Source organism: Thermaerobacillus caldiproteolyticus, assembly GCF_015326725.1.
GTDB lineage: Bacteria > Bacillota > Bacilli > Bacillales > Anoxybacillaceae > Thermaerobacillus > Thermaerobacillus caldiproteolyticus.
Map to the genome: position 1 here is coordinate 315,271 of NZ_CP064060.1, position 24,596 is coordinate 339,866.

Below are 24,596 nucleotides of genomic sequence, written 5' to 3' on the forward strand. Positions count from 1 at the left end.
ACTCGTTCTATTTGTTATTAGTGTATGGGGAATTGTTAATCAGTAAACAAAAAGCCGCAAAAATGCGGCTTAATCTTCGGAAGAAAACATGAATTTTTTCGTGCGTGAGCGAACATTTAAAACAATCCCAATGGCTAACATATAAGTGGCAAGTGAACTTCCGCCATAACTAATAAATGGAAGCGGTAAACCTGTAATTGGTAAAAGACCAATGGTCATTCCAACGTTTTGGAATACTTGGAACGTAATCATCCCAATGACGCCTGCACATAAATAGCTACCGTATAAATCATGGCTTTCAAGGGCAATGTGAATCATCCGATAGACGAGCAAGAAAAATAAGGAAATAACGACACTGGCCCCAATAAATCCAAACTGCTCGGCGATAATCCCGAAGATAAAGTCAGTATGGGGTTCAGGAAGGTAAACATCTAAATTTTTATACCCTTTTCCATACAATTCTCCAGAGCCGATTGCAAGCAATGAACGAATGAGCTGGAATCCTTGCTCATTCGAATATTCGTACGGAGCAAGCCAGCCGTAAAAGCGATTCAATTGATAATCTTCTAAGATATATTTATGGAAGAAATCTGGGAATTTAAAGAAAATAAAGACGAGTATGGCTGCAACGACAATCGCACTCAATACAATTGCAAAAATAATGCGCCAACGAATACCGGAAACAAGCACAAGCGAGCCGACAATGGCAGTAAATACCATCGACATTCCTAAATCCGGCTGCTTCATTAATAACAATAACGGCGGCGCTGTTGTTAATGCCATTTTTCCTAACAGCTTGAAATCGTCTTGAATCGTTGGTTCCGGGTATTTTTCACGATGGTTAACGATAATGCGACTTAGGACAATGATCATAAAAATTTTCATTAATTCAGATGGTTGGAAGTTACCCATACCCGGAAGCGAATACCAGCTGGTCGCTCCTTTCAGAGTAACAGTTCCTGGCACATGTAACTCAAGTCCAAGTAACAATACCATCCCAAATCCATACAAATACCAAGCAATTTGAAAGAAACGGTCATAGTCGATCAGCATCGTCAAGACGATGACGAAAATACCAATACCATACCACTGTAATTGCTTGGAGGCAAAGTTGACATTTTGCAGTTTTTCGGGTAATGATGGTTGTGCACTATGAATCGCAATGGCGCTAACAATCGCCATTAAAAATAAAATGAATAGTAAATTGTAGTCTAGTTTTTGTTGTGATAATTTATCTTTTTCCATAGTTTGACCCTCTCCGTATTGTAAAAAGCCTGCCATATTCATATTAGCTAATTACATTATTTTTGCAAAGGGGAGTGCACAAATCAAGCGGAAAATTTTACGCTTCATTCATACATAGTTTACATCGAAAGGAGGAAATGAAAAATGACAAAAAAGATCGAAAAACAAGAATATGAAAACATGACAGCTGCACTTTTACGAGAAAATATCGATGAGTTTCGCCGGCTTTTTTTGGACATGCATCCATATGATCAAGCCAAATTTTATACAAAACAAACGCCTGATGCGCGAATCAGAATGTATCACTACTTATCGCCGAAAGAAATGGCAGCGATTTTTGAACAGATAGACCTTGATGATGATCAATATAAAGTGTATTTACAAGAAATGGATCCCACATTTGCGGCACAAATGCTTTCTTACATGTATACCGACGACGCTGTCGATGTGTTAAACGAGCTTGATAAAAGCGATGTTGCTAATTATTTAACGATTATGGGCGATGAAGCGGCAAAAGAAATTAAAGATTTGCTTCACTATAAAGAATACACTGCCGGCAGCATTATGACAACGGAATATATTGCAGTTCAAGCAACTGATACGGTACAAAAAGCGTTACAAATTTTAAAAAAAGAAGCTGCTCGTGCAGAAACGATTTATTATCTTTATGTCATAGATGAGGTGAAACGGCTCGTTGGCGTACTGTCATTGCGGGAATTGCTTACATCGAATGACGATGAGTTTATTTGCGGCATTATGAATGAGCGAGTCGTTTCTGTATCTGTCGATGAGGATCAAGAGGAAGTAGCCAGAAAGATGAGTGATTACGACTTTGTCGCGCTTCCGGTCGTGGATTCTTCTGGTCATTTGCTCGGCATTATTACCGTCGATGATATTGTCGATGTCATTGCAGAAGAAGCGTCTGATGATTATTCCAAGCTAGCGGGTATTACTGATATGGATTCTCCTGATCATCGTCCAATTGGAGCGGCGAAAAAACGGCTTCCTTGGTTAATCATTTTACTTTTTCTTGGCATGATTACGGCGAGCCTGATTGGTCGGTTTGAAGAGACATTACAAAAAGTGTCCATCCTTGCTGTCTTCATTCCGCTGATTGCGGGAATGTCGGGGAATACGGGAACGCAGGCGTTAGCTGTTGCTGTGAGAAGCTTAGCAACCGGACAAATGAATCAGGAAGGAAAATGGAAATGGATTGTCCGAGAAGCAGGAACGGGTTTCATTACAGGAGCGACTTGTGGAGTGCTCATCACATTGATTGTATATTTGTGGAAACATAATATTTTTCTTGGATTGCTCGTTGGTTTTTCCCTTTTAGCCACATTAACGGTAGCAACGATTGCTGGTGCGCTCATACCGCTTTTAATGCATCGTCTGAAAATCGATCCGGCTGTCGCTTCCGGTCCATTTATTACAACGCTCAACGACATTATTAGCATTCTCATTTATTTTGGTTTAGCAACATGGTTTATGAATTATTTGCTCTAAAAAATCCCTATTTTGTCATAGGGATTTTTTTGTTATAATAAAATTAATACTTGGTACTAATAACAAATATTATATCTAATTGATATAGGAGGATGGAACATGACTTTATCGTTAAAAGGACGTACGTATGTCATTATGGGAGTGGCCAATAAACGAAGCATTGCTTGGGGAATTGCGCGTTCGCTGCATGCTGCTGGGGCGAGACTCATTTTTACATATGCTGGAGAGCGCTTTGAAGCAGGGGTACGTGAACTTGTCGATACACTTGAAGATGACAGTGCGCTTATTCTTCCATGCGATGTAACGAAAGACGAAGAGATTACGCAATGTTTTGCAGAAATTAAAGAAAAGGTCGGCGTTATTCACGGTGTAGCTCATTGCATTGCGTTTGCAAACAAGGAAGATTTAAGCGGAGAATATATGAACGTGAGCCGTGAAGGATTTTTGTTGGCACATAATATTAGCTCTTATTCATTAACAGCTGTGGCAAGAGCGGCCAAAGAAGTCATGGCAGAAGGAGGCAGCATCGTTACGCTAACGTACCTTGGCGGTGAACGTGTGGTTCAAAACTATAACATTATGGGAGTAGCCAAAGCATCACTCGATGCAAGCGTCAAATATTTAGCGAACGACTTGGGAAAATATGGAATTCGCGTCAATGCCATTTCCGCGGGACCAATTCGGACATTGTCAGCAAAAGGAGTTAGCGACTTTAATTCCATTTTGAAAGAAATCGAAGAGCGTGCTCCACTCCGTCGGACGACGACACAAGAAGAAGTTGGAGATACCGCTTTATTCCTATTTAGTGACTTGTCTCGCGGCATTACAGGAGAAATCATCCACGTCGACTCTGGTTATCATATTTTGGCGCGATAAAAAGAAAAACAGAGGCTGTTAAAATATAAAAAGCTGTCAACGGATTTCGATTTCGTCCGTGGCAGCTTTTTTGTTTAGTGCAATTTTATCCGCAGCAAGCATACATATTTTATATAAAAACGTGAGGAGGAACAGTGATGAAAACAAATCAAGTTGTCCGTAATGAGCCGCTTCTTTATATCGTACAGCCGAAACTGGAGCCAACGGTTTCTTATATGCAGAAATCGTTTAAAGAGGAGAAAAAGAGTTCCGAAAAAGTAGAGAAGGACGATCGTATCCATGAGACTGATTTGAAAGATGTGGAACAATTCTTTCAAGAAAACGTAAAAACAAAGCTTTTCCAAGACATGGATCTTGAAGAAAAATTACAATTTCTCACCACGCTTCCTAATCAGCTTTCGTCAATCAAATGCCAATTGGCTACCAAGAAAAGAAATTATAAGGGATTTATTTGTGAATACAAAAATGAACATGTGATATTTCAGACAGAGAAACATGACAAAGTTAATATTCCAGTTGAACAAATTGTCTCTATATCTTTAATTGGTCTTGGAAAGGAGAAATGAAATCCGAAGCTAACTGTTTAAATTTCAAACCGCTTATTTTCAAAGGTTTTGCTAACTTCTTCCCATTTTATGATTCATCAGACATTACCTCTGCTAACTCTTGCGCTGGCAGAGGTGTCTTTCATACATACTTTTCTAACACAAATTCATGTCGTTCATATGGAAAAGGCAGATCAATAAACAGATTGTTGGTTGATGGAAAAACAGATTCATACGTTACTGTATTTTTATTTCAAATTCCTGAGCTTCTAGAAGCAGCATAATTATTTTTCATAAATCTCCAATCACAAGTCAAAAGCAACTGTATGAAGTATTCCTGTTGCTTTCTAACAGCGTGTTATTCAGTTCCATCGTTTTGATGACATAAATGAAGGGCCATTATGGTGGAAAATATATATAACAAAAAATCATAAATCCTATCTTATGAAGTAAGTTGGTTGATATTTCATAAAACGCTGGAATATAAAACGGAATGGTACGGTAAAAACGGGTCGTGATGGGATCTAAAATGCAGCTGCCAAAGAAGCGAAAGGCCTAAATTTGCGGGAGTGGACGTGTCCCTCATGTGGCACGCACTGCAATCGAGGTGTGAACGCAAGCATCAACACTTTGAAAGAAGGATTTCGCTTGTTAGATCAACCTAGCTGAACTGCCGGGCGGGGATCGCTTGGAACTATCCAAGAATCTCCTGCTCTGAAATGGAGCGAAAGTGGAGGAGTTCAATAGAAAATAAAATATTCCTCGATTGAGGAGAGGTATTTCCTTCAGATTCACTTACTCTTTTGGAGCGAAAAGGAGAAAGCAATTATCGTGGAAGACAAAGAAATTTTGTTCTGCTCTAGGGGCAAACTACAACTTTCCCTTTAATGAATGATGAAAACATATTGGCGGAAATGATGAGGAAACTTGCCATGGAAGTCAAATCACAGCCAAATTGGTTATGAACAACGGCCTAAAGAGAGGCAGAAGTTTGGAACGCTACTGCCAAAAGGGGAATCTGGACAAAAGAAAATATGACAAATAGAAAGAAATGAGCAACGGGTTGAAAAATCTTTCATGGAAAGGGGCATGAATTAACGGAGGGAGCATTAGAGACAAACATATAATTAGTTGTTTGCCCTTTTTCTTTGTTTTTATTGCATGTGATGAAACTGACTAAGCGGCACTTAGAGAGTATGAGGATGTCTCATTGGTTAGGAGACATCCTTAATTTTTTAGATTTAATTGTGTATTTTTGTAGAATGCTTCTACATAGACAGCTTCTAATCGGTTAGCTACATGTCTAAATTGAAATTGTTCTTCAATAAGCTTTCTGCCGTTTACCGCCATTTCTTTGGATTTCTCTTTATTTGTAAAAATATAGTTAATGGCTTCGGAAAAGGCATAGGGATTTTTGTAATCGTCAATGACTAAACCGTTTTGTAAATGACTGATTACCTCGGTGTTACCACCGCGATTTGTAGTGATAATAGGAATCCCCGCCGCCATTGCTTCGTAGTGAACCCGAGCTAATGGTTCATGCCATTGAGAACTGCAAACAAATACATCTCCCATTAAAAGAATTTGCGGAATTTTTTCCGAAGGAATGTAGTTAGTGAAAATCACGTTATTTCCAAATGGGGATGCTAAATGGTGAAGATATTCAACATAGTCATTCCAGCCATTTTCGCTAAACCATTTACCTCCGACAATCACTAAGGTTGCATCTGGATGATTTGAAAGAACGGTGTTCATGCACTCAATGAGTATATGGGGCCCCTTTGTTTTACTTAATCTACCAATAAATAAAATCACTTTTTTATTTGAAACCCCGAATTTTTGCCTTACTAATTCGCGAATTTGCTGGCCTTCTATTGTCCAAGAAGGAACGTACTTCTCCAAATCTACCCCTGAGTAGATCACTTTTATTTTTTCTTCTGGCACTTCATATCTTCTCGTTACTGTTTGTTTGATGTATTCGCTTACAGATGTAATTAAGGCGCTTTCGTTTAACGCTTTTTCCGCTAGTTCTTTAGATATTTTTAACGGTGAGAACATGTCGTTATGAAGGCTTAACACAAAAGCGCTTGCCGGAGAAATCTCTTTATATTTAATCAAGTTTATTGGGCGGTTAAAAACATGAATCACATCAAAAGATTGTTTCGTTAATTCAACAGCGACGTCTTTTTCATAGGTTTCTTTTGGGAAGCGAATATAATTAATATGATTAACGGTTTCTCTAGGTGGCAATATTGGATTGTTTATAGAAAAAATAGTAAGTTGGTGTTTGCGGGCTATAAAAGGTGCGACACCGTCAATCATAAGTTGAATGGCTCCCCCCTTAACAGCAGGAGAAGGGAGTTTTCCAGTACAGATATAGGCAATTTTCATTTGATTTCATCCTTGTAAATTGAGCGAATATACTCAATTTCTTTTTGCAGTCCTTCTTTTAATGCCACTTCTGGAGAGTAATGTAGATAACGCTGTGCCGTTGAGATATCAGCCCAAGTATGCTTCGGCTCGCCGATCGTTGTTTTTGTATAATGTTGTATCGCTTTTTTTCCTGTTAGACATTCTAATAACTCAATCACTTCATTTACTGATGCCCTCTCTTTACCGCCAATGTTTATCGTTTTTCCGATTATATTTGTATTGCCTAGGACGGCAGCGGTTCCTTTTACACAATCAGAAATATAGGTGAAATCTCGTGATTGCGTACCATCTCCAAAAATCGTGATAGGTTGTTCAGCTAATATTTGCTTGATAAAGCGGTGAAAGGCCATATCTGGACGTTGGCGTGGACCGTAAACGGTGAAATATCGCAATATGACAGTCGGAATGTGAAAATTTGTTTGGTATACTCTGCATAAATGTTCCCCTGTTAACTTTGTAATGCCGTATGGAGATAAGGGAGATGGTTCCATGGATTCAGATACTTTCCCATCCTTTTCACCGTATACAGAGGAAGTCGAAGCGTAAATAAATTGCTGGATTGGCAACCCTTTACATGCTTCTAGTAATCGTTGTGTCGAGGAGATATTATGAATGGTGTACGACTCGAAATCTTTTCCCCAGCTCGTACGAACGCCCGGCATTCCCGCTAAATGATAAATAACATCAACGTCTTTAAGAAGTTCGGGTAGATTTGTCGAAAGAAGATCTTGCAAAATCAACGTAAACCTTGGGTGTGATACAAGTTTATCTAAGTTGAATTGTTTTAAGCTGGAAGGGGTCGGACCTATTAAACAATCAATGCCGATAACAATATTTTGTTCATTTTCTAATAATTTTTCACATAAATGTGAACCGATAAATCCTGCGGCACCTGTAACAAGGATTTTCATCCGCGACCAACTCCTATATAATGTAATCCACACTGTTCGACTTTCTCACGATTAAGACAATTTCTTGCGTCGAATATAATCGTTCCCTTCATAAGCTGCTTTACTTCCGACCAGTTTAGTTGTTTGAATTCCTCCCAGTCAGTTGCAATAAACACACAATCTGCTTCATGAATGGCTTCGTTTACAGTTGTTTTTTGGATTACATTTGGTCGGTGATGATCATCCAATTTTGCTTTTGGATCATATGCGTGAATTATGCAGCCGGATTCACTAAGTTCGCGAATAAATCGTTCAGCAGGTGAATAACGGGTATCGTCTGTATTAGGTTTGAAGGCGATGCCTAGCACGGCAATTTTTCGGTTTGGTAAATCGTCTAGTGTCAGTCTGAGCTTCCGAATATAAATGTCAATTTGTGTGTCATTTACAGTTTGAACAGCCCGTAAGATATGCGGTTGAATGTTTTTGGAAAGAGCAGTTTGTTCAAGAGATTTTATGTCTTTCGGAAAGCACGATCCCCCATATCCTAGTCCCGCTTGTAAGAACTGAGGCCCGATTCGCGGATCTAGTCCTAAACCTTTAGCAACATCGCTCACATCGACATGAAAAGCTTCGCAAATACGGGCGATTTCATTAATGAATGAAATTTTGGTTGCTAAAAAAGCATTAGAAGCATATTTGATCATTTCGGCTCCGTTTAAGCTAGTTACGATATATGGAGAGCTGATACCTGAATACATTTCTTGTACGACAGATAACGATTGCTGATCATCTGGGCGGAGACCGATGACAATTTTGTCAGCATGAAACATATCATGAATGGCAGAGCCTTCTCTTAAAAATTCGGGGTTTGAGACAACGTTAAACAGTTGGGGAGGAACTCCTTTTTCGAGCAATTTTGTATAAATCCATTCGTTCGTTCCAGGTGGCACGGTACTTTTGGTGATGATGGTTTTATATGAGTTTATACGACTTGATAGATCGTCAATGACGGAATTTATATAACACAAATTGGTACTTCCGTCTTCCCAAGAAGGGGTGCCGACGCAAATAATAACAACAGAAGCCCTTTTTATATAACCATCGAGAGATTCGGCAAAGGTAAGATAATTATAGTTTTTATAAATTAATTCTTTTAGTCCTGGCTCATAAATAGGTACTTCACCGTTGTTTAACATTTCAATTTTATGTTTATCTTGATCGATACAGTTGACTTCATGACCAAGTTCAGCGAGAACGGCAGCGGTAGTTAATCCGACGTATCCTGCACCTATGACGCATATATTCATGACAGACACTCCCTTTGGTAAAAAAAGTATGCGGCTTTTATAGCATATTAATGGACATGCTTGATTTGCTACATGGCAAATGCCTAAAACACCATGAATGCTGTCGCCCATTTTATATAGACAACCTTCCTTCCCGACATTGAACGAATACGATAAATGTAAAGAAAATAGAGGGGGAAGAACTATGGTAAAAAAAGCAATCATACCAGCGGCTGGATATGGTACAAGAAGTTTGCCGATTACAAAAGTGATTCCAAAAGAAATGTTCCCCATCGATATGAAACCCGCAATTCATTATGTGGTTGAAGAGGCAATTGAATCTGGAATCGAAGAAATATTAATTATTGTGTCGCGGACTAAAAATCTAATTGTGGATTATTTTGACCATTCTCTTGAACTTGAAGCTTTTTTGGAAAAACAAAATAAAACACATTTGTTGGAAAAGGAGTTTATTCCGAAAGTACGCATTTACTATACGCGCCAGTCATATGCGAGAGGATTAGGAGATGCTGTATATTTAGGAAAGTCTTTTGTCGGAAACGAGCCGTTTGCTGTTCTTTTGCCAGATGATATTATTTTGAATGGAACAACACCAGCCATTCAACAATTGATAGAAGAGTATAAGACATACCTTCAGAGCGTCATTGGACTGAATAAAGTGGAAGACAAACATTTACACAAATATGGAGTCGTTAAAGGGGAGCCGTTGGGAAATAGAATGTGTAAAATCGTTGACATTGTCGAAAAGCCAAAAACGAACCCTCCATCAAATTTAGCGGTCATCGGTCGATATGTGTTTACTCCTTCCATTTTTTCTTATTTAGAGACCTTGACGATGAAAGAAGGAGAAGAAATACAATTGACGGATGCTATTAAGAAGATGTCGACAGCAGAAGCTTGTTATGGAAAATCAATTGAAGGGAATAGGTTTGATATAGGTTCATATGATGACTATATTTCTTTAATCAACATAATGAATAGACCAACAAAGGATTAAATGAGATTTTGCTTACAACTCAATGGAGGAAGCGTGTTCGTTTTTATAGAAAAGCCAGGTTAAGTACGACCTGGTTTTTTGTTGTTTTGGACCATTACTGTAATCATAAAGAAAGCCAACCGCTATTTCTAAATTAGCGGTTGCCATGGTTTCGAACGTTATTCATCTTCATCGTCTAATTTTTCAGCGGAATCACCCGAGACTGGTAGATCGATAGAAATAATATCCTTGAGTTCTAAAATGGTTAAGCGATTGCCGCGTTTGTAAAAACGGTCAGTCAATAATGAGACTTTATTTGTTCTGCGATCGAATGCTAAAAACAAAGCGTTATAGTAAGTCTGATCTGTAGCATGAACGTTTATTTCTGTTCCGGGTTCTAAACTATTAAGTATTTCGCTTATCCCGTTATTTTGATCTGCGGTATGAACGTTTATTTCTATCTCAGGTTCTAAACTGTTAAGTCCTTCATTTATCTCGTTATTTTTTGGAGGGGAATCATCATTATGATTACGATTACGACTTTTCTTTAACAGTCTATTACTAAAGAACACCTTGTACATGTTTTCACTCCCTTATGTTCAAATGGATAAAATATCTACTGTATCATATGATTGGCTGGGAGAACTGTTTGGACAAAGGCCTAGAGGAGGAGTTATTTTTCTGTTCCTGAGAATTTAAAAATATAAATAAATGTATCCCAGCAGATAGATATGAAGGTAATCGGGTGTTACTTGACATGGAGACTTTGCAGTCATGACTGTACACAAAAGAGCAAGATTTATCGTTTGGCAGGCAAGTTAATTGATCATACCTCCTGCTTTGAGTTACCCAACTGTACATTTTTCGCTTGTTATAAAATACAACATCTTTAATCATTAACGACTATTTACTTCATAAATTAATAGTGATCTGAAAATGTAAGGAGAGATGTTTGGATGTTAAATCCATTTGAATTTTTTCTTCTTTTTTTGGCAAGCTTTCGTTTAACGCGACTCATTATGTACGATACAATCACTGCATTTATTAGGAAGCCATTTCATGACATCATAGAGGAGGAGTTGCCGGATGGAACTACCCAGACGTTTCTTATTGTGAAAGGAAGTGGCATCAAATATTGGATTGGTGAGCTGTTAGGTTGTTACTGGTGTACCGGAATATGGTGTTCTGCATTTGTGTATATAGGTTATACGATATGGCCGTATGGATTTAAGCCGTTAGTATGTATTTTTGCGATAGCTGGATGCTCTGCATTAGTAGAAGCAATCGTCGAAAAAATATTGTCATAAGAAGAAAAGAGAATAAGAACATCTCCCAGCTCTAAACAGTATGCAGGTGGGAGAGGTTCATTAGTTAATCGTTATGCTGTTTGACGAAGGAACTCCGTTCGGGATTTCTTGGCAGTATACAAACCCATCGATAACTACGGAGTGTGCTCCTTTTATTTTTTTTACTCTTATATCAAAATTGGAAAATCGTAATTCTTCATTTGGCATTAATTTCTCCGGGTGTGTCGGTTTTATCCAGTATTCTCCCTCATTTCTTATTTTGTCTCTCCAGTTTTCGTATGCGAATGTCCATTCAGGAGAAGTTTGGTTAGAAACGAAGTCATTTTCCTTTGACTTAAGCGGTTTTATTGTAATCTTTCCGCTCAACTCTCCTGCCTTTTTAGGAGTAATACGTATGCATGTGATTATGTTTTGTAGAGGTTCGGTTCCTAGGTTGCTAATAATGAAGTCGCCGATAATGACAATATCTTCTGCATCATTGGCCTGGGGAAGAATAAGAGAATAATTGAAAATGGCTTGCATTTTTACGATAGATGGCACGGATTTTTTTTCTTCTTGTTTGTTACTATACAGAATTTTTTTCAGGTTGTTTATTTGATTATTCGCTTCTTCAAGAGCAACTTCATAGGATAAGAGCTGATTTTCTAACTGAGCGATTTTTTTTTCATATTGTTCAATATTTATTGATTCAGCGAGGTGAAGCTTTTCTTGTAAGTATTTGTTTCGCAGCTTCTCTTTTTGAAGTTTTGTTTCTAATGATTTTAATTTATTTTCATAACTGGAAATCTCTGAGCGATAGTGAATGATTTTTTGTTGCAATTGTATTTGTTGATCGATGTTAGCTGTCGTAGGGTGCTGTTTCATTTTTTTGCCCTCCTTTACAGCTATATATATGTACTAAGAAAAAAATCATTAATATGAATTCATCAAACAAAAAAGGCTGTTGAGTGGAGCAACAGCCTAACTCGTAAAGTTAAACTTAATGGGCTGGAAATACTTCAGGGCATTGAGGTGGGAATTTATTGGTTGGGCAAAGTGTAGCTTCTAAGATTTCCTCACGTGGATCACAGAAACGAGCTTCTACTTCGATTTTTACATCGGCTTCCATTTGCACTTCTAAGCATAAAGTAACGGAAACATCTAATTGTGAGAAGTTATGTGTACATACTAAGCTTGCATCACATTCGAAGAACGAAATGTGGCAATCAAGTATTGTGCCTTCAGGAGCACATAGGATAAATGTTTGGGCTGTTGCAAATGGGATTGGATCAGATTCGCATACGACTTGGCCGTTTGCATTAAGAATTTGTACAACGACATGACCTTTCACTAGTGCTTTTACTTTTTGTAATGTAACTCTCTCGCCGGATGGGAGAGTAACTGTTACAGGTTGACGGCCATTTGGTTGGATGATTTCTTGACAAATGAGAGCATCGTTGTCAACTACTGGATCGATTCGATTTCCGTCTTCATCTGATAAGAAGCATCTTATAGTGAAGTCTTCTGGATTTATCCCGTGCGAAGTGAAGAACTCACAAAGGTTTTTTCCGTCTCGGTGGTACTTATGTTCAGGGAATATTTCTTCTAAATCTTGGTTAGAGAAGCTCTTTAAAGGCACATCGACTTGACGAGTAACCCAGTCGTACACTTTACGAGTCTTGATACATACTTTTTCTTTATGATGAGAGTGACCCATAACTCTTTCCTCCTGTTAAAAATTTTTTCCCGCTGAAATCAATATCAATAATTATTCCTGCGGGAGTTAGGACTACTGTATAGTATGAAATTGTTAGGTAAGTGTGCTGTGATAAAAGCGGAAATTTAATTTTTTTGTTTGTTGATGGTATAAAAGGGAAAGTTATTGAATTTGTATGTATTAGGAACCAATGATTTTTTAAGGAGGGGGAGATAGCAGTTGAAATCAAAGCAAGCGGAAGATGTGATACTGTTAAAGCAGAAGGTTATTCATCTACAGTCTGAGTTAACGAGATATAAATCTAAATTACACGAATATGAACAGAACGATATCTACCGAAAGTATGCGGCTTTAAAATCAGAAAATGAGAGCCTTAAAGACGAGTTGGAGCAAGTAGAAACAAAAATAAAAGAATTAGCGAAAAAGTTGGAGGAAATCACTGCAGAGAATGTGGTTCTTAAAGAACTTGCATTACAAAGCGAACAAAGGTATGAAGAATTAACGCAAGCAAAGCAGGAAAAGGAAGAATTACAACGACAATTGACAGAGCTAAAAAAGTATGTAGAAACAGAACAAAACGAGGAGGGAAAACCGGATTCTTGGTTTATTCATACGTTGCGACAACAGAATGCGATTATAGCCCCTTCCTCCAACAAAAGCCAAGTGAATGTAAATCACCAGTTGGACTCAAGTCCTTTTACTTTTGGAGGAAATGAAGAAGAAAAATAATAAAAATTGAATTTGACTTATGCCAATGACTACATTGCATCATAATATGTTAACAACTCGATGATTGGAGGTCATATTTTATGAAGGAAAAAAAAGCGATTAAAGCAGTAAGAGTATATTCTTCTTCAGCTCCTGTTAAAAAAACCGGTGGATGTAGATGCGGAAAGTCTAGAAAGAGAAAGTAAGAGTCATTATTAGGATTATCGAAAAAAGATAATCCTTTTTTTATGGAAAATGCCTATACCATTATCAAGGCGTTTGCATAGTCTAACAATGCGAAATCCCAATAGGCAGCAAGGAGGAAACGGAAATGTCAGGAAAGAAAAAAGCTCGTGTCATTCATGTCGATAAGCTGATTGTTCACGCTGATGATGTGGTGATTGTTCCCAGAAGACGAATCCATGATCCGTGGCTATCTTCACGCCGCACGGATGTAGAAGGGCTTGATGATTTACAAAATGAAGCAGTAGAAAATGAAACTGTCCATTCTGAAGAGAATGAAGGAGACGAAGGTAGAAGACGCTTTTCATGGATTTGATTAAAACCCATACTGAATCACTGGTCAAAGAGAGAATGCAATGGAAAGGTTTAAAAATTATGGCCTCTGGCTAGCAATCGCCTCTTTTGCCGTCATAGCGTTACAAACCTTTGGTGTAGACATTGATTTAGGAAAATATGAACGATTGTATGAAGCATTTTTAAGTATTCTCGTCATAGCTGGAATTATTAACAATCCATCCCTTGGCCGCGGTTATTCAGATAAAATAAGCAATCAAGAAGAATAAACGAATGTCTCAGGCTGTCCATTCTACAGGGCAGTCATTTTCTTTTTTTCAAAAAATGACAATTATATTTTTCGTAAAAAAATCCATTCTAACAACTGTAAATGATACTCAACATCTTCAGGAGGGCAAAAAAAACATGACAGTCATTTCTCAAGTCAAACAAACATTAGCAGGATTAAAATCAGCTCAGGCAAGTTTTGAAACATTTGCGCTACAAACGGACAATCAAGCTGCGAAACAACTTTACCAACAAGCAGCGCAACAAGCCCAAGCGATTGTGGATTTAGTGAATTCTCGCGTGCAAGAAATTCAAAACGAAGAGCCACAATATAACCAACAATAAAGAAAAGCGAAGGCGGTTTGCCTAGACAAGATTGAGCAAATGCCCGTGTTATCTGCGGAGAGGCTTGATATTTTCAAGGAGCTGCGGTGTCCTCTGATCGTTTTTAAGCCGAGTACACAAACGTCATGTAGTTTTAGACAGGAAAAAGGTTGGTTACGTACCAACCTTTTTTTAAACAAAATACATACACGGATGGGTTGATGAAACATGAGAAAATACGTAACGATGTTGATGGTTGTCACATTACTGATTGTTGGATGTGCGAGAGAAAAAGAAATAAAGCAGCAGTCATTACAAGGAACAAATATGATTAAAACCAATAGGGATGGAACAGCCTATTCATACAAGGTGAATCAATCGATAGCGAAACAAGCTGTTCAGCATATAAAAGCAAGAAAAGAAGTAAGAGATGCCGTAGCGGTCAACACTTCAAAAAAACTATTAGTCGCTTATCAAGTGAAACATATGCATCGCTTCCGTATGAAACAAATCAAAAAAGATATCGAACAGCAATTAAAACAGTTATTTCCAAATCACAAGATTATTGTGTCGAGTGATTTAAAAATATTTTGGAAAACAAATGAGTTACGCGACAAAATCAATAAGGATGGAATGAACGAAAAGCAAATCAACAAACAAATAAAAAAACTGAAAAAACTAAGTGAAGAGCTCACATGAGGGGGGACAAATATGGCGAACGAGAAGCGCAAAAAACTTACTCCTGTACAGCAAGAATATCATTTATTTGAAAAGGAACGAGAAACAAAGCGACCGGTTGTGAAAAACTGTATCCGTGCTTTTTTTGTCGGTGGGCTTATTTGCGTGATTGGTCAAGCAATTTCGTACTTTTATATGTACTTTTTTGATTTTACAGAACAGACAGTAGGTAATCCGACGGTGGCTACAATGGTGTTTCTTGCGATGATTTTCACGGGATTAGGCGTATATGATCGCATCGCCCAGTTTGCCGGAGCGGGTAGCTCTGTTCCGGTCACTGGATTCGGGAATGCAGTGATCTCCGCAGCGATTGAACATCGAACAGAAGGGTTTGTATTAGGTGTTGGAGGCAACATGTTTAAACTTGCTGGTTCAGTTATTTTATTTGGGACATTTGCCGCCTTTGTCGTTGCTTTAATCAAAACGATTGCGGTGAAATGGGGTGGACTTGGATGATGAAAGGACATCGTACGTGGGTTTTTGAAAATAAACCTGTTATTATTGCGACGGCAACTGTCGGCGGACCATTTGAAGCGAACGGACGAATTGCCGATGATTTTGATTTATTGCACGAAGATCTTTGGCTTGGTGAAGACTCCTACGAAAAAGCGCACAAAGTGCTATTGGAAGAAGCGATGTTTAAAGCGATGGAAAAAGGCGGGATTGAAAAAGAAAAAGTACAGTTTATTATTACCGGTGACTTAATTAATCAAATGACCCCGTCTAGCTTTGCCGCAAGAACGATTGGTGCTCCATATTTAGGGGTATTTGGAGCATGTTCGACCTCAATGGAAGGACTAGCGTTAAGCGCATTTATTGTGAATTACGGTGGGGCAGAATATATACTAACCGGTGCATCAAGCCATAACACCGCGGTTGAAAAACAATTTCGCTATCCAACCGAATATGGTGGGCAAAAGCCGCCGACGGCACAATGGACGGTGACAGGGGCAGGAGTGGCGCTCGTCAGCCCTCAAGGAGAAGGCCCACGCATTGTCTCTGCAACGATGGGCCGCGTTGTCGATATGGGAATCAGCGATCCGTTTAACATGGGAGGAGCGATGGCACCAGCTGCTGTCGATACGATTGAAGCCCATTTGCGCGACATGCAAATCGATGCCTCTTACTATGACGTAATCGTTACTGGGGATTTAGGGAAAATTGGAAGAGAAGTCTCCCTTGATTTAATGAGACAGCACGGTATAGACCTAAAAGAGGAACGGTATCAGGATTGCGGATTGCTTATTTATCGGGAAGGACAGCCGGTTTTATCAGGGGCAAGCGGCGCTGGCTGTTCAGCTACCGTTGTGTACGGTCATTTGCTTAATCGCATGAAACAAGGAGAATTCAAACGAATGCTTGTCGTGGCAACGGGGGCTCTGCTTTCGCCGCTTACTTTTCAACAAAATGAAACGATTCCTTGTATCGCTCATGCAGTAGCGATTGAATATGGGGGGTGAAAAAGATGATGGCGATGTTTTTTTGGGCATTTGTTATAGGTGGAATCATTTGTGTCATCGGACAAATTATGATTGACGTTTTCAAATTAACACCAGCTCATACACTAAGTACACTTGTTGTTATCGGTGCAATTTTAGACGGATTTGGTTTGTATGAGCCGTTAATCGATTTTGCCGGGGCAGGGGCGACGATTCCGATTACGAGTTTTGGCAACTCGCTTGTCCATGGTGCTCTTCATGAAGCCGATAAACACGGCATTATCGGGGTATTGACAGGAATGTTCGAAGTCACAAGCGCCGGCATTTCTGCGGCCATTGTGTTCGGCTTTATTGGCGCTTTATTGTTCCGACCAAAAGGGTAAGGAGATGATGATAACATGACAGTTGGTTCCCAAGTGAAACAAAGCTTAGCAAGCTTAAAGAGTATTCACGCTGGTTTACAAGGGCTTGCTCTCATTTCGCAAGACGAACAAGCGCAGCGAACATTTCATGAGGCGATGATGTTGACAGAAGAAATCATCGCCGATATAAAAAAACGGCTTAGCAAGTTAGAATGGGAGGAGCCCCAATATCACGGAAAGTAAGGAGTATGATCGATGCCTATATGGTTAGAAACAGCGATACGATCCTTTTCGATATTAATTGGATTATTTATTATTACAAAAATATTAGGAAAAAAGCAATTATCGAAGCTTTCCTTTTTTGAGTATATTGTCGGTATTACAGTCGGTGATATTGCTGGAACGATGTCAGTAGACCTTGGTATTAATCTGCAAGAAGGCATTACAAGTATTTTAATCTGGTCGCTATTCCCTGTTTTTATTTCACGTCTTTCTTTGCGAAATAAAAAATTCCGCGATTTTATCGAAGGAAACTCGACCGTTTTTATTAAAAACGGCAAGATTTTAGAAGAAAATTTAAAACGGGAAAAATACACAATTGATGAATTGTTGGAACAACTTCGGAAGAAGGATATATTTCGCGTTGCTGATGTTGAATTTGCGACACTTGAGCCAAACGGAGAGCTAAACGTATTACTCAAGCGCGAAAAGCAGCCGTTAACTGTTGGGGACGTATTTCCAAATCCCCCTTCGGAAAAAGAACCGCAGACGGTCATTATGGATGGATTAATTTTAGACGAACCGCTCGCGACGATGGGGCTAAACCGGGGTTGGCTAAAGCAAGAGCTGGATAAGCAAGGTGTAGCGATCGAAAACGTGTTTTTAGCCCAAGTCGATTCATATGGGCAGCTAACGGTCGATTTGTATGACGATAAAATCCAAGTATCAGAGCCGCAAGAAAAGAAATTGCTGCTAGCAGCGATCAAAAAAGTACAAGCCGATTTCGAGTTATTTGCGCTTCAGACCGAATCAGAAGAAGCAAAACAGTTATATACGAACAACGCTGAAAAGTTAACAACATTGCTGCGACAAGTCGAACCATTGTTAAGAAATTAAGGAGGTATAAAAAATGGAACGGAAAACAACACGAACAACTGATGAAGAAATTACACTCGGGCTGAGAAAGAATAATGCTCCAAATCAAACGAATACCACTGATGAAGAAGTGACACTTGAATTTATGTATAGTGGCGATAATGTCACACATCAACCAAAAGACTATGAAGACATCGAGTATTAAAAAGAAAAGACCGTTTCTCGATAGATCATCGAGAAGCGGTTCTTTGTTTTTTACTTATATCCTTGTTTCTTTTTTAAAGAGCTGTTAGTTCGGCCCACAACGTGTCTACTGATTAAATCAATTTCTCAGCTGATATGCGCCGAGTCATCGCAGGAGCAATATTGGAAAATAGCCTTGCTCTAGCTCCCTTGTATCAAATAACCTTCTCTTTTGAAGTGACAAGCATGTTGGGCGGAAGAACATTTGCCCATCGCGGGAGCCAAGATGGTGGCATTTTGCCAATTACTCACAGGACGAGGCAATTTTTGGGCGACATTTTTAGCTGTTTAACGATTGCAAAAACTCTCGGACTTCTTCTGGAGTTTTCGCGTTAGCGCTATGAAGATGGGCAACTTTTTCTCCATTTTTAAACACAAGCAAGCTCGGAATTCCCATGACTTGGTATTTTTCCGAGAGTTCAGGAACATGGTCGCGGTTCATTTGGAACCAATCATATTGCGAGTATTCATTGACAATATCATCAATGAACATATTCATTCGTGTACAGTCAGGGCACCATGTTGTATAAAATTTGACGATGACTGGCTGTTCGCCCGAAATCACTTTTTGAAATTGCTCTGCTGTTTGTAATTCTTTCAATGGATGTTCCTCCTTATTGATGTTGTATACGTTTATACTTTATCATATTTCCTCGTTAAAAAAGAATTGATATGCCTTTGCACATCGTCCGTCCGCTTGCATACATAAATGATAGAAAGGACGGTGAGACGATGAGCCGCGAGCTGGAAAAAGCGTTAGAAACATTGGCAAAGTCAAAGCAAGAAGGGCACCATCAATTCATTCAACTATTTGAACAATGGAACAAGAAATTTGATGGGAAGATAAAGGAAATCGAGAAAATAAATGGGCAGTTTTTAAAAGAAATTGAAGGGAATTTGGATTATATGAATCATTGGTTTGCGAAAAAGGAGAAACAATTTGCGCAACTGTTTCGGTTATTTGGGTAGGAAGTTCAACGTGAGCCCATACCGTTTGCTAAGTAGATGCATACGATGAAACTAACAACGTGTAAGGAGGTGCATAGCGATGTTCGGATCTTGCGGTTACGGCTACGGTGGTTATGGCTATGGAGGTTATGGCTATGGAGGTTACGGCTCTAGCTTTGTATTAATTGTTGTTTTGTTTATTTTGTTAATTATTGTGGGTGCTGCGTTCGTAGGCTAATGTGTTTAACGGGTACGGGCTGTTTTCAAAAACGAGCAGCTCGTACTTTTTCTTTTCATTTATTCACTTCTGGTTTTTGTTTTCATACGATGTAGCATGAAAGGGAGGATGGAACAATGGATAATCAATTTTTGAAAAATATTGAAAAGAAAACGGGCGTCAATATGAAAGAGGTATTCGAGTTAGCCAACTCATTACAACATGCCAACTTTAAAGACGAGAAAACCGTTCGTCAAGTCATTAAGCGTGTCGCGCAAATTGCCAATCGAAAAGTGCCAAAAGAGTTGGAAGACCAAATTGTGAAAACGATTATTCAAAATGGAAAACAGCTTGATTTTAGTACAATTGCCAACATGCTAAACAAGAAGTAAAGAAAGGGGAGCCTCGAGACCGAAGCTCCCTTTGTTGCCTTTCACTGACAAAATGCGATTATGCTTTTTGCAACGAAAACATAAGGTAGGAAAAAAGGATTCATAAGTGAGAATAGCGAATCAATGAACAAAGGGGGGAGGAGAATAGATGTTAACCGTTTCTGGCGCTTATGATTCGTTTTTTTATTATGTGCATCGTCCAATACTTGAACGTTCGCCTTTACTTTCGGTTTTCCCTATAACAGCAGTCAATGTTGCTTCCAATCGTTATGATACAGCTCGACTAAATGAATATGTGCCTCAACGAAAGAAAACAGCAGCACAAAAAATACTCGTTGACATAACAGGAAAAGGTCAATGGATCAATGAATGCATATAGAAATGAACGGATAGACATGGAATCAATACACTGTTCTTATTTTGAAGGAGCTGTCAATATCGTCAAGAGAAAGGGATTTTGATTGACGCCGGTCTTGATCAAGGGACAATGAAAATAAGGCAATAAAACGCTTAAAGGAAGAGAGCGCCGCTCATCCATTTTTTCACTACTCATATTACTATGGGAGTATCTTATTTGCAGCAGCAACAAGAGGCACGCAGTAGAGTCAGCTTTAGAAGAAGCGATATTACAAAACCTGATTCTTGAACCGCTGTATTATTTTAAGGAAATGGGCCGTTACAATAAAGTTTCTAGAGAGTGAAGGGATTCGAGCCGATGACATGGCTAAGGAAGGAACACGGGAGCTTGACGGATTGGTCGTAGCTGTTACCCATCAAGGTGTTTTATATGCTTTTTTAGAGTGGAGGCGTTACAAAAACATAAAATTCCGTAGTCGATGCGGATCAATGCTACATACGCTGTATTGGCCGCTTATGTTGTAAACAATACGGGACCTGTCCAATAAAATATCGCTGGCAGGAAAACGTGTTGCGATGCAAGAATCAGCCATGAATGGTTTATTCGTGAAAGGTGTATGCATTGGGAGAGAGAGCTCAATAACATTCTTCTTGATTGCTATATACGTACCGTCATACAGCGTATTTTTCACTTATAAAAGACGGGAAAGCCGTACTGTCGATTCAGCTCCATTCTTTATGTTGAGCGGCAATAAGGACCGTATCGGCATGACACGGTCCTAAAGCTGTTTTACCATGGCTACGTGCGGGATTCCTGCATCCATGAACACCTCGGAAACGGTTTTGTAACCTAGTTTTTGGTAGAATGGTTCGGCATGGGTCTGGGCATTCAATTTTATTTTCGAAATGCCATTTTCTTTGGCAAACTGTTCAATGCTTTCCATAATGAGTCGCCCAGCTCCACGATTGCGATAATCTGGTAATATGCAAATGCGTTCAATTTTTCCCATGTGATTATCAAGCATGCGAAACCTTCCAGCACCGACTGGGTTGTCCCCGTCGTAAAGAACAAAGTGGGTCGCTTCTTGTTCAAATTCGTCGATTTCTTCTTCTTCCGGAACATGTTGTTCCTCGACGAATACTGTTTTTCTCACAGTAAGAGCATCGTTATAAAGAGAAGAATCCTGTTTTTCACCCATTGCGACGTTCATGTTATTCCTGTTCCTTTCCCACGCGGAATGTTTCGTACACGGTCCAAGAGCCATTTTCTAGCTGATACAGCAAATGGAATCGGTCGACAGTTTCTTCGAAATGAACGGTTTGCATTTTTAATTGCCCGTACACATCTGCATATTCCGCGTTAGAAAGGTACCGACCAATTGTAATGTGCGGCACAAATACATACTCTGGTTTGTCAGTAAAAATGCCGCTATAAAGCTGCTTATGAAGGCGTTCTAGTGTTTCATTTGGCTCGATTTTTAAATAAATGACATTGTTCACTGGATAAAATGAGCTGAACTTCGTAATTTTTAATGGAATTAAATCCGTTTCGGCTGCAATCTTACGCAGTTCTTTCACGATTGTTTTCACTTCTTGATCGTCAGCATCAAAAGGGCTTTTGAGCGTTACATGCGGCGGAATCAAGGCATAATGACTATCATAGCGTTTCCTGTATGAGTTGGCAAAATCTTGTATGTTCTTTGGCGGAAAAAGAGCAATTCCATATTTCACATTAATCCCTCCTTTTGTATTAGCGGTATTATTTAATTATAACAAAATTTCGAAAAATATTGTAGTGTAACGTTTACATTACATAGAAAGTGTGTATTCAAGCGCACGCGGAACATCAGGCTGCCAATATGTCCAAGAATGGTCGCCATGGAATTCTGTGTATTGGTAATAAAATCCTTTTTCTACAAATATATCATGGGCTTGCCGATTTGGCGAGATAAAGTCACGAATATTTCCATCCGTTGTTTTCACTGCTGTCTCTTCTGTGCCGATCGAATGATAAATTTTCAATAGATGTGGATCAGGGAAATGCTTTATTTTTTCGATCATCGCTTCATTGATGTATGGTGACTGCATGGTAACTTTTCCGAATGTGTGTGGATACGTGAGCCCGGCCAGTAAGGAAACGGTACCGCCAAGGGAATCACCTATGAGCGCGCGTCCCATTCCCATTTGATAAGTTGGAAATTGTTGGTCTAGATATGGGACAAGCTCGTTGGCTAAAAATTTTAAATAAGCGACATGTTTTTTTCCGTTTGGATGATATTTTTCATAGCGATCATTGACATTTTTATATGGAATGCCTACGACAATCGTGCGGTCAATTTTCTCGTCTTCTAATAGTTCTTCAATGACCCGCCCGATTTTGCCGAGCATAAAATAGTCCTTCCCATCTTGAGCAATGAGAATGGAATATTTGTAAAGCGGAGAAAACGTGCTAGGCAAATAAATCAGCAATGTCACATCTTCTTGTAGTTCACGGCTATAAAGGGTTTGTTCGAACAAGGTTCCTCTTTGTGTTGTCATGACGAAATCCTCCATCAGAAAGTAAGCGTTCACATGTTTTATTGTAGCATATTTATGTTGAAACATGTCACCGATGTGCGTGATTACATTGACTTTATTTTTGGAGAATTTGTTGCGAAATGAAGGTTTTTTCAACAGGTATGTTAAAACCCGTTTATAGTAGAACATTCATGATAAGAAGGGAGATATGGATGTGGTCAACAGTCGAGTGGCGGTCATCACAGGAGCCGCGAGGGGAATCGGATGGGAATTGGCGAAAAAATTTGCTGAACATGGTGCGAAAGTTGCTTTAATAGATTTACATCAAACTGCGGTAAATGAAGCGGTAGAACTGTTACGATGTGAAGGAACGGAAGCGTTGGGGGTGGCGTGTGATGTAACATCAGAGGCTCAATTAAAAGCGGCGATTGATCAAACTGTGCAACAATTTGAACGCATCGATATTTTCATCAATAACGCTGGATTACAATATGTTTCCATGATTGAAGAGTTTCCAACAGAAAAATTTGAACAGCTAATTCGCGTGATGCTCATCGCTCCATTCATGGCTATCAAGCATGTATTTCCTATTATGAAAAAGCAAAAGTACGGGCGGATTATTAATATGGCTTCCATTAATGGACTTGTCGGTTTCGCAGGTAAGGCAGCGTATAATAGTGCCAAGCATGGGGTAATCGGTTTAACAAAGGTGGCTGCATTGGAGGCAGCTCCTTATGGGATTACTGTTAACGCATTATGCCCAGGATATGTGGACACCCCCCTTGTTCGTAATCAACTAACAGATTTAGCAGCAACGCGCAATGTGCCTTTAGAAAAGGTATTAGAGGAAGTAATTTATCCGCTTGTTCCACAAAAACGGCTATTAAGTGTGGAAGAGGTGGCGGATTACGCTCTTTTTTTAGCGAGTGAAAGGGCAAAAGGCATTACTGGGCAAGCTGCGGTGATTGATGGGGGATATACAGCACAGTAATCTATCGCCTCTTTTCGTCATAGAGAAGTTCAAAATAAAAGAAATTTATACTAGGAGCAGTTGTTGCCTGGGTCCTACTTCACACTGGGGTGTTTGTTATGAAAATGATTTTATAAGTAAGATAGATTAGCTTTCAAAACTTGGGGAAACTGTTATGGAACGTGTTTCAACGATTAAGAAAGGGGACAAAGTTGTTCCTTCTTTTCTGGGAGACGCCATGGAAGATCTTTCTCCATATGGTGCGGCTGTATTAGGGGAAAAACTCTTTTTTATGGCAGGGATACACTCGAATTTTAACAATATGGATAATCCGATTTTGACAAGTACTTCAAACCTTGTTGATCTCGTAAAAGAGAATGAAGCGCAATTTTTTTGATAATTTATATAAATCAGCAAGTAAACGAATCGTATATCGGAAAAGAAAACTCACTGTTTGGAGCTTTCTACGCAGAATCATTCAGTATATAACGATGAATAAAAATTTTAAAAATTACTTGAAAAATTTGTGAGAATGAGTTACATTGTAAGAAAATCTGAAAAATGAATAACAGAAAACGGATTCTTATCAAGAGAAGCGGAGGGAACTGGCCCAGTGAAGCTTCAGCAACCAGCCAATGTTTTATTGGCCAGGTGCTAAATCCAGCGAATTGGTTTCAATTCGGCAGATAAGAAGAAGCACT

The 24,596-nt window shown here is 39.1% G+C and carries 34 protein-coding genes, 1 pseudogene and 1 riboswitch; of the genes and pseudogenes, 24 read left to right on the plus strand and 11 right to left on the minus strand.

What is annotated here, in order from left to right; all coding sequences use genetic code 11:
• Positions 1–69 precede the first annotated feature (69 nt).
• Positions 70–1,245 carry an FtsW/RodA/SpoVE family cell cycle protein gene (locus ISX45_RS01655; RefSeq protein WP_181555801.1) on the minus strand — a complete coding sequence of 392 codons (1,176 nt, stop codon included), beginning with the start codon at positions 1,243–1,245 and terminating at the stop codon, positions 70–72.
• Positions 1,246–1,389: 144 nt separating this feature from the next.
• Between ISX45_RS01655 and mgtE the strand changes: the two genes are divergently transcribed.
• The 5 genes from mgtE to ISX45_RS20180 all read left to right on the plus strand — a co-directional run bounded on the left by mgtE (position 1,390) and on the right by ISX45_RS20180 (position 4,841).
• The gene (mgtE, locus tag ISX45_RS01660; protein WP_181555802.1) at positions 1,390–2,751 is read left to right on the plus strand and encodes a magnesium transporter; all 1,362 of its coding nucleotides are present in this window, start codon (positions 1,390–1,392) and stop codon (positions 2,749–2,751) included.
• Between the two features lie 99 nt (positions 2,752–2,850).
• Positions 2,851–3,627 carry an enoyl-ACP reductase FabI gene (gene fabI / locus ISX45_RS01665; protein WP_181555803.1) on the plus strand — a complete coding sequence of 259 codons (777 nt, stop codon included), beginning with the start codon at positions 2,851–2,853 and terminating at the stop codon, positions 3,625–3,627.
• 137 nt (positions 3,628–3,764) lie between these two features.
• Complete coding sequence (locus tag ISX45_RS01670) at positions 3,765–4,193, plus strand: CotO family spore coat protein (RefSeq protein WP_181555804.1); 429 nt, start codon at positions 3,765–3,767, stop codon at positions 4,191–4,193.
• On the plus strand, positions 4,190–4,456 hold the full coding sequence (locus ISX45_RS01675; RefSeq protein ID WP_181555805.1) for a hypothetical protein: 267 nt from the start codon (positions 4,190–4,192) through the stop codon (positions 4,454–4,456). The genes ISX45_RS01670 and ISX45_RS01675 overlap by 4 nt, the downstream gene beginning before the upstream one ends.
• Positions 4,457–4,733: 277 nt before the next feature.
• Positions 4,734–4,841 (plus strand): zinc ribbon domain-containing protein, encoded by a 108-nt coding sequence (locus ISX45_RS20180; RefSeq protein WP_373367386.1) that lies wholly within the window; start codon positions 4,734–4,736, stop codon positions 4,839–4,841.
• A 558-nt stretch (positions 4,842–5,399) separates the two neighbouring features.
• Here the strand turns inward: ISX45_RS20180 and ISX45_RS01685 are convergent.
• The 3 genes from ISX45_RS01685 to ISX45_RS01695 are packed head-to-tail and all read right to left on the minus strand — an operon-like array spanning position 5,400 to position 9,075.
• A complete protein-coding gene (locus ISX45_RS01685; protein ID WP_194519832.1) occupies positions 5,400–6,563 on the minus strand; it encodes a glycosyltransferase family 4 protein in 1,164 nt (387 codons plus the stop codon).
• Entirely contained in the window at positions 6,560–7,516 is a 957-nt protein-coding gene (locus ISX45_RS01690; protein WP_194519833.1) for an NAD-dependent epimerase/dehydratase family protein, read from the minus strand. Before ISX45_RS01690 ends, ISX45_RS01685 begins: the two co-directional genes overlap by 4 nt.
• The gene (locus tag ISX45_RS01695) at positions 7,513–9,075 is read right to left on the minus strand and encodes a UDP-glucose dehydrogenase family protein (RefSeq protein ID WP_323744654.1); all 1,563 of its coding nucleotides are present in this window, start codon (positions 9,073–9,075) and stop codon (positions 7,513–7,515) included. The genes ISX45_RS01690 and ISX45_RS01695 overlap by 4 nt, the downstream gene beginning before the upstream one ends.
• Between ISX45_RS01695 and ISX45_RS01700 the strand changes: the two genes are divergently transcribed.
• Positions 8,987–9,799: a UTP--glucose-1-phosphate uridylyltransferase gene (locus ISX45_RS01700; RefSeq protein ID WP_194519835.1), complete on the plus strand. Its 813-nt coding sequence runs from the start codon at positions 8,987–8,989 to the stop codon at positions 9,797–9,799. The two genes, ISX45_RS01695 and ISX45_RS01700, sit on opposite strands and share 89 nt — an antisense overlap.
• A 158-nt stretch (positions 9,800–9,957) precedes the next feature.
• On the opposite strand, the gene ISX45_RS01705 is transcribed toward ISX45_RS01700, so the two are convergent.
• Positions 9,958–10,359 carry a hypothetical protein gene (locus ISX45_RS01705; protein ID WP_181555810.1) on the minus strand — a complete coding sequence of 134 codons (402 nt, stop codon included), beginning with the start codon at positions 10,357–10,359 and terminating at the stop codon, positions 9,958–9,960.
• A gap of 375 nt (positions 10,360–10,734) precedes the next feature.
• Here ISX45_RS01705 and ISX45_RS01710 point away from each other — a divergent pair, with 375 nt between their 5' ends.
• The gene (locus tag ISX45_RS01710; protein WP_194519836.1) at positions 10,735–11,085 is read left to right on the plus strand and encodes a DUF1360 domain-containing protein; all 351 of its coding nucleotides are present in this window, start codon (positions 10,735–10,737) and stop codon (positions 11,083–11,085) included.
• Positions 11,086–11,145: 60 nt separating this feature from the next.
• Here ISX45_RS01710 and ISX45_RS01715 read toward each other — a convergent pair whose 3' ends face one another.
• Both ISX45_RS01715 and ISX45_RS01720 read right to left on the minus strand, forming a co-directional pair.
• Entirely contained in the window at positions 11,146–11,949 is an 804-nt protein-coding gene (locus tag ISX45_RS01715) for a hypothetical protein (RefSeq protein ID WP_181555812.1), read from the minus strand.
• 115 nt (positions 11,950–12,064) lie between these two features.
• The gene (locus ISX45_RS01720; protein WP_194519837.1) at positions 12,065–12,781 is read right to left on the minus strand and encodes a BMQ_0737 family morphogenetic spore coat protein; all 717 of its coding nucleotides are present in this window, start codon (positions 12,779–12,781) and stop codon (positions 12,065–12,067) included.
• Positions 12,782–13,000: 219 nt separating this feature from the next.
• Between ISX45_RS01720 and ISX45_RS19365 the strand changes: the two genes are divergently transcribed.
• The 11 genes from ISX45_RS19365 (at position 13,001) to ISX45_RS01775 (ending at position 18,456) form a co-directional block, all read left to right on the plus strand.
• Complete coding sequence (locus ISX45_RS19365) at positions 13,001–13,510, plus strand: hypothetical protein (protein ID WP_228485607.1); 510 nt, start codon at positions 13,001–13,003, stop codon at positions 13,508–13,510.
• A 310-nt stretch (positions 13,511–13,820) separates the two neighbouring features.
• On the plus strand, positions 13,821–14,048 hold the full coding sequence (locus tag ISX45_RS01730; protein ID WP_181555814.1) for a hypothetical protein: 228 nt from the start codon (positions 13,821–13,823) through the stop codon (positions 14,046–14,048).
• Between the two features lie 40 nt (positions 14,049–14,088).
• On the plus strand, positions 14,089–14,295 hold the full coding sequence (locus ISX45_RS01735) for a phage holin family protein (RefSeq protein WP_181555815.1): 207 nt from the start codon (positions 14,089–14,091) through the stop codon (positions 14,293–14,295).
• A gap of 136 nt (positions 14,296–14,431) precedes the next feature.
• A complete protein-coding gene (locus ISX45_RS01740) occupies positions 14,432–14,638 on the plus strand; it encodes a DUF1657 domain-containing protein (RefSeq protein WP_181555816.1) in 207 nt (68 codons plus the stop codon).
• 207 nt (positions 14,639–14,845) lie between these two features.
• Positions 14,846–15,316, plus strand: coding sequence for a YhcN/YlaJ family sporulation lipoprotein (locus ISX45_RS01745; protein WP_181555817.1), 471 nt, complete (start codon positions 14,846–14,848; stop codon positions 15,314–15,316).
• A gap of 12 nt (positions 15,317–15,328) precedes the next feature.
• Entirely contained in the window at positions 15,329–15,811 is a 483-nt protein-coding gene (spoVAC, locus tag ISX45_RS01750) for a stage V sporulation protein AC (protein ID WP_181555818.1), read from the plus strand.
• Entirely contained in the window at positions 15,808–16,815 is a 1,008-nt protein-coding gene (gene spoVAD / locus ISX45_RS01755; protein ID WP_181555819.1) for a stage V sporulation protein AD, read from the plus strand. Before spoVAC ends, spoVAD begins: the two co-directional genes overlap by 4 nt.
• A 5-nt stretch (positions 16,816–16,820) precedes the next feature.
• Positions 16,821–17,177 (plus strand): stage V sporulation protein AE, encoded by a 357-nt coding sequence (gene spoVAE, locus ISX45_RS01760; protein ID WP_181555820.1) that lies wholly within the window; start codon positions 16,821–16,823, stop codon positions 17,175–17,177.
• 15 nt (positions 17,178–17,192) lie between these two features.
• On the plus strand, positions 17,193–17,399 hold the full coding sequence (locus ISX45_RS01765) for a DUF1657 domain-containing protein (RefSeq protein ID WP_181555821.1): 207 nt from the start codon (positions 17,193–17,195) through the stop codon (positions 17,397–17,399).
• 12 nt (positions 17,400–17,411) lie between these two features.
• On the plus strand, positions 17,412–18,272 hold the full coding sequence (locus ISX45_RS01770; protein WP_181555822.1) for a DUF421 domain-containing protein: 861 nt from the start codon (positions 17,412–17,414) through the stop codon (positions 18,270–18,272).
• A gap of 13 nt (positions 18,273–18,285) precedes the next feature.
• On the plus strand, positions 18,286–18,456 hold the full coding sequence (locus tag ISX45_RS01775) for a hypothetical protein (RefSeq protein ID WP_181555823.1): 171 nt from the start codon (positions 18,286–18,288) through the stop codon (positions 18,454–18,456).
• Between the two features lie 318 nt (positions 18,457–18,774).
• Here ISX45_RS01775 and ISX45_RS01780 read toward each other — a convergent pair whose 3' ends face one another.
• Entirely contained in the window at positions 18,775–19,095 is a 321-nt protein-coding gene (locus tag ISX45_RS01780) for a thioredoxin family protein (RefSeq protein WP_194519838.1), read from the minus strand.
• Between the two features lie 131 nt (positions 19,096–19,226).
• Here ISX45_RS01780 and ISX45_RS01785 point away from each other — a divergent pair, with 131 nt between their 5' ends.
• From ISX45_RS01785 to ISX45_RS01800, 4 genes and pseudogenes are all read left to right on the plus strand, one after another.
• Positions 19,227–19,463, plus strand: a complete 237-nt coding sequence (locus ISX45_RS01785) for a hypothetical protein (protein ID WP_194519839.1) — start codon at positions 19,227–19,229, stop codon at positions 19,461–19,463.
• Between the two features lie 130 nt (positions 19,464–19,593).
• A pseudogene (locus tag ISX45_RS20005) lies at positions 19,594–19,680 on the plus strand (YjcZ family sporulation protein); the annotation flags it as partial.
• 116 nt (positions 19,681–19,796) lie between these two features.
• Positions 19,797–20,051 (plus strand): sporulation-specific transcription regulator SpoVIF, encoded by a 255-nt coding sequence (locus tag ISX45_RS01795; RefSeq protein WP_181555827.1) that lies wholly within the window; start codon positions 19,797–19,799, stop codon positions 20,049–20,051.
• A gap of 148 nt (positions 20,052–20,199) precedes the next feature.
• Positions 20,200–20,430: a hypothetical protein gene (locus ISX45_RS01800; protein WP_181555828.1), complete on the plus strand. Its 231-nt coding sequence runs from the start codon at positions 20,200–20,202 to the stop codon at positions 20,428–20,430.
• A 757-nt stretch (positions 20,431–21,187) separates the two neighbouring features.
• Here the strand turns inward: ISX45_RS01800 and ISX45_RS01805 are convergent.
• From ISX45_RS01805 to ISX45_RS01815, 3 genes are all read right to left on the minus strand, one after another.
• A complete protein-coding gene (locus tag ISX45_RS01805; protein WP_194519840.1) occupies positions 21,188–21,619 on the minus strand; it encodes a GNAT family N-acetyltransferase in 432 nt (143 codons plus the stop codon).
• 1 nt (position 21,620) lies between these two features.
• Positions 21,621–22,139 (minus strand): YjcG family protein, encoded by a 519-nt coding sequence (locus tag ISX45_RS01810; RefSeq protein ID WP_194519841.1) that lies wholly within the window; start codon positions 22,137–22,139, stop codon positions 21,621–21,623.
• 78 nt (positions 22,140–22,217) lie between these two features.
• A complete protein-coding gene (locus tag ISX45_RS01815) occupies positions 22,218–22,946 on the minus strand; it encodes an alpha/beta hydrolase (RefSeq protein ID WP_194519842.1) in 729 nt (242 codons plus the stop codon).
• A gap of 193 nt (positions 22,947–23,139) precedes the next feature.
• Between ISX45_RS01815 and ISX45_RS01820 the strand changes: the two genes are divergently transcribed.
• Together ISX45_RS01820 and ISX45_RS01825 are read left to right on the plus strand one after the other, a co-directional pair.
• Positions 23,140–23,916: a 3-hydroxybutyrate dehydrogenase gene (locus ISX45_RS01820; protein ID WP_194520593.1), complete on the plus strand. Its 777-nt coding sequence runs from the start codon at positions 23,140–23,142 to the stop codon at positions 23,914–23,916.
• A 154-nt stretch (positions 23,917–24,070) separates the two neighbouring features.
• Positions 24,071–24,292, plus strand: coding sequence for a hypothetical protein (locus ISX45_RS01825; protein ID WP_181555832.1), 222 nt, complete (start codon positions 24,071–24,073; stop codon positions 24,290–24,292).
• Between the two features lie 183 nt (positions 24,293–24,475).
• Positions 24,476–24,588, plus strand: a riboswitch (SAM riboswitch).
• The last annotated feature ends 8 nt before the right edge of the window (positions 24,589–24,596 follow it).

Excerpts from the sequence above, each read along its gene's own strand:
- ISX45_RS01655 (WP_181555801.1), bottom strand. The coding sequence starts at position 1,245 with ATGGAAAAAGATAAATTATCACAACAAAAACTAGACTACAATTTACTA.
- mgtE (WP_181555802.1), top strand. The coding sequence starts at position 1,390 with ATGACAAAAAAGATCGAAAAACAAGAATATGAAAACATGACAGCTGCA.
- fabI (WP_181555803.1), top strand. The coding sequence starts at position 2,851 with ATGACTTTATCGTTAAAAGGACGTACGTATGTCATTATGGGAGTGGCC.
- ISX45_RS01670 (WP_181555804.1), top strand. The coding sequence starts at position 3,765 with ATGAAAACAAATCAAGTTGTCCGTAATGAGCCGCTTCTTTATATCGTA.
- ISX45_RS01675 (WP_181555805.1), top strand. The coding sequence starts at position 4,190 with ATGAAATCCGAAGCTAACTGTTTAAATTTCAAACCGCTTATTTTCAAA.
- ISX45_RS01685 (WP_194519832.1), bottom strand. The coding sequence starts at position 6,563 with ATGAAAATTGCCTATATCTGTACTGGAAAACTCCCTTCTCCTGCTGTT.
- ISX45_RS01690 (WP_194519833.1), bottom strand. The coding sequence starts at position 7,516 with ATGAAAATCCTTGTTACAGGTGCCGCAGGATTTATCGGTTCACATTTA.
- ISX45_RS01700 (WP_194519835.1), top strand. The coding sequence starts at position 8,987 with ATGGTAAAAAAAGCAATCATACCAGCGGCTGGATATGGTACAAGAAGT.
- ISX45_RS01695 (WP_323744654.1), bottom strand. The coding sequence starts at position 9,075 with ATGGGGAACATTTCTTTTGGAATCACTTTTGTAATCGGCAAACTTCTT.
- ISX45_RS01705 (WP_181555810.1), bottom strand. The coding sequence starts at position 10,359 with ATGTACAAGGTGTTCTTTAGTAATAGACTGTTAAAGAAAAGTCGTAAT.
- ISX45_RS01710 (WP_194519836.1), top strand. The coding sequence starts at position 10,735 with ATGTTAAATCCATTTGAATTTTTTCTTCTTTTTTTGGCAAGCTTTCGT.
- ISX45_RS01715 (WP_181555812.1), bottom strand. The coding sequence starts at position 11,949 with ATGAAACAGCACCCTACGACAGCTAACATCGATCAACAAATACAATTG.
- ISX45_RS01720 (WP_194519837.1), bottom strand. The coding sequence starts at position 12,781 with ATGGGTCACTCTCATCATAAAGAAAAAGTATGTATCAAGACTCGTAAA.
- ISX45_RS01730 (WP_181555814.1), top strand. The coding sequence starts at position 13,821 with ATGTCAGGAAAGAAAAAAGCTCGTGTCATTCATGTCGATAAGCTGATT.
- ISX45_RS01735 (WP_181555815.1), top strand. The coding sequence starts at position 14,089 with ATGGAAAGGTTTAAAAATTATGGCCTCTGGCTAGCAATCGCCTCTTTT.
- ISX45_RS01740 (WP_181555816.1), top strand. The coding sequence starts at position 14,432 with ATGACAGTCATTTCTCAAGTCAAACAAACATTAGCAGGATTAAAATCA.
- ISX45_RS01745 (WP_181555817.1), top strand. The coding sequence starts at position 14,846 with ATGAGAAAATACGTAACGATGTTGATGGTTGTCACATTACTGATTGTT.
- spoVAC (WP_181555818.1), top strand. The coding sequence starts at position 15,329 with ATGGCGAACGAGAAGCGCAAAAAACTTACTCCTGTACAGCAAGAATAT.
- spoVAD (WP_181555819.1), top strand. The coding sequence starts at position 15,808 with ATGATGAAAGGACATCGTACGTGGGTTTTTGAAAATAAACCTGTTATT.
- spoVAE (WP_181555820.1), top strand. The coding sequence starts at position 16,821 with ATGATGGCGATGTTTTTTTGGGCATTTGTTATAGGTGGAATCATTTGT.
- ISX45_RS01765 (WP_181555821.1), top strand. The coding sequence starts at position 17,193 with ATGACAGTTGGTTCCCAAGTGAAACAAAGCTTAGCAAGCTTAAAGAGT.
- ISX45_RS01770 (WP_181555822.1), top strand. The coding sequence starts at position 17,412 with ATGCCTATATGGTTAGAAACAGCGATACGATCCTTTTCGATATTAATT.
- ISX45_RS01775 (WP_181555823.1), top strand. The coding sequence starts at position 18,286 with ATGGAACGGAAAACAACACGAACAACTGATGAAGAAATTACACTCGGG.
- ISX45_RS01785 (WP_194519839.1), top strand. The coding sequence starts at position 19,227 with ATGAGCCGCGAGCTGGAAAAAGCGTTAGAAACATTGGCAAAGTCAAAG.
- ISX45_RS01795 (WP_181555827.1), top strand. The coding sequence starts at position 19,797 with ATGGATAATCAATTTTTGAAAAATATTGAAAAGAAAACGGGCGTCAAT.
- ISX45_RS01800 (WP_181555828.1), top strand. The coding sequence starts at position 20,200 with ATGTTAACCGTTTCTGGCGCTTATGATTCGTTTTTTTATTATGTGCAT.
- ISX45_RS01805 (WP_194519840.1), bottom strand. The coding sequence starts at position 21,619 with ATGAACGTCGCAATGGGTGAAAAACAGGATTCTTCTCTTTATAACGAT.
- ISX45_RS01815 (WP_194519842.1), bottom strand. The coding sequence starts at position 22,946 with ATGACAACACAAAGAGGAACCTTGTTCGAACAAACCCTTTATAGCCGT.
- ISX45_RS01825 (WP_181555832.1), top strand. The coding sequence starts at position 24,071 with ATGGAACGTGTTTCAACGATTAAGAAAGGGGACAAAGTTGTTCCTTCT.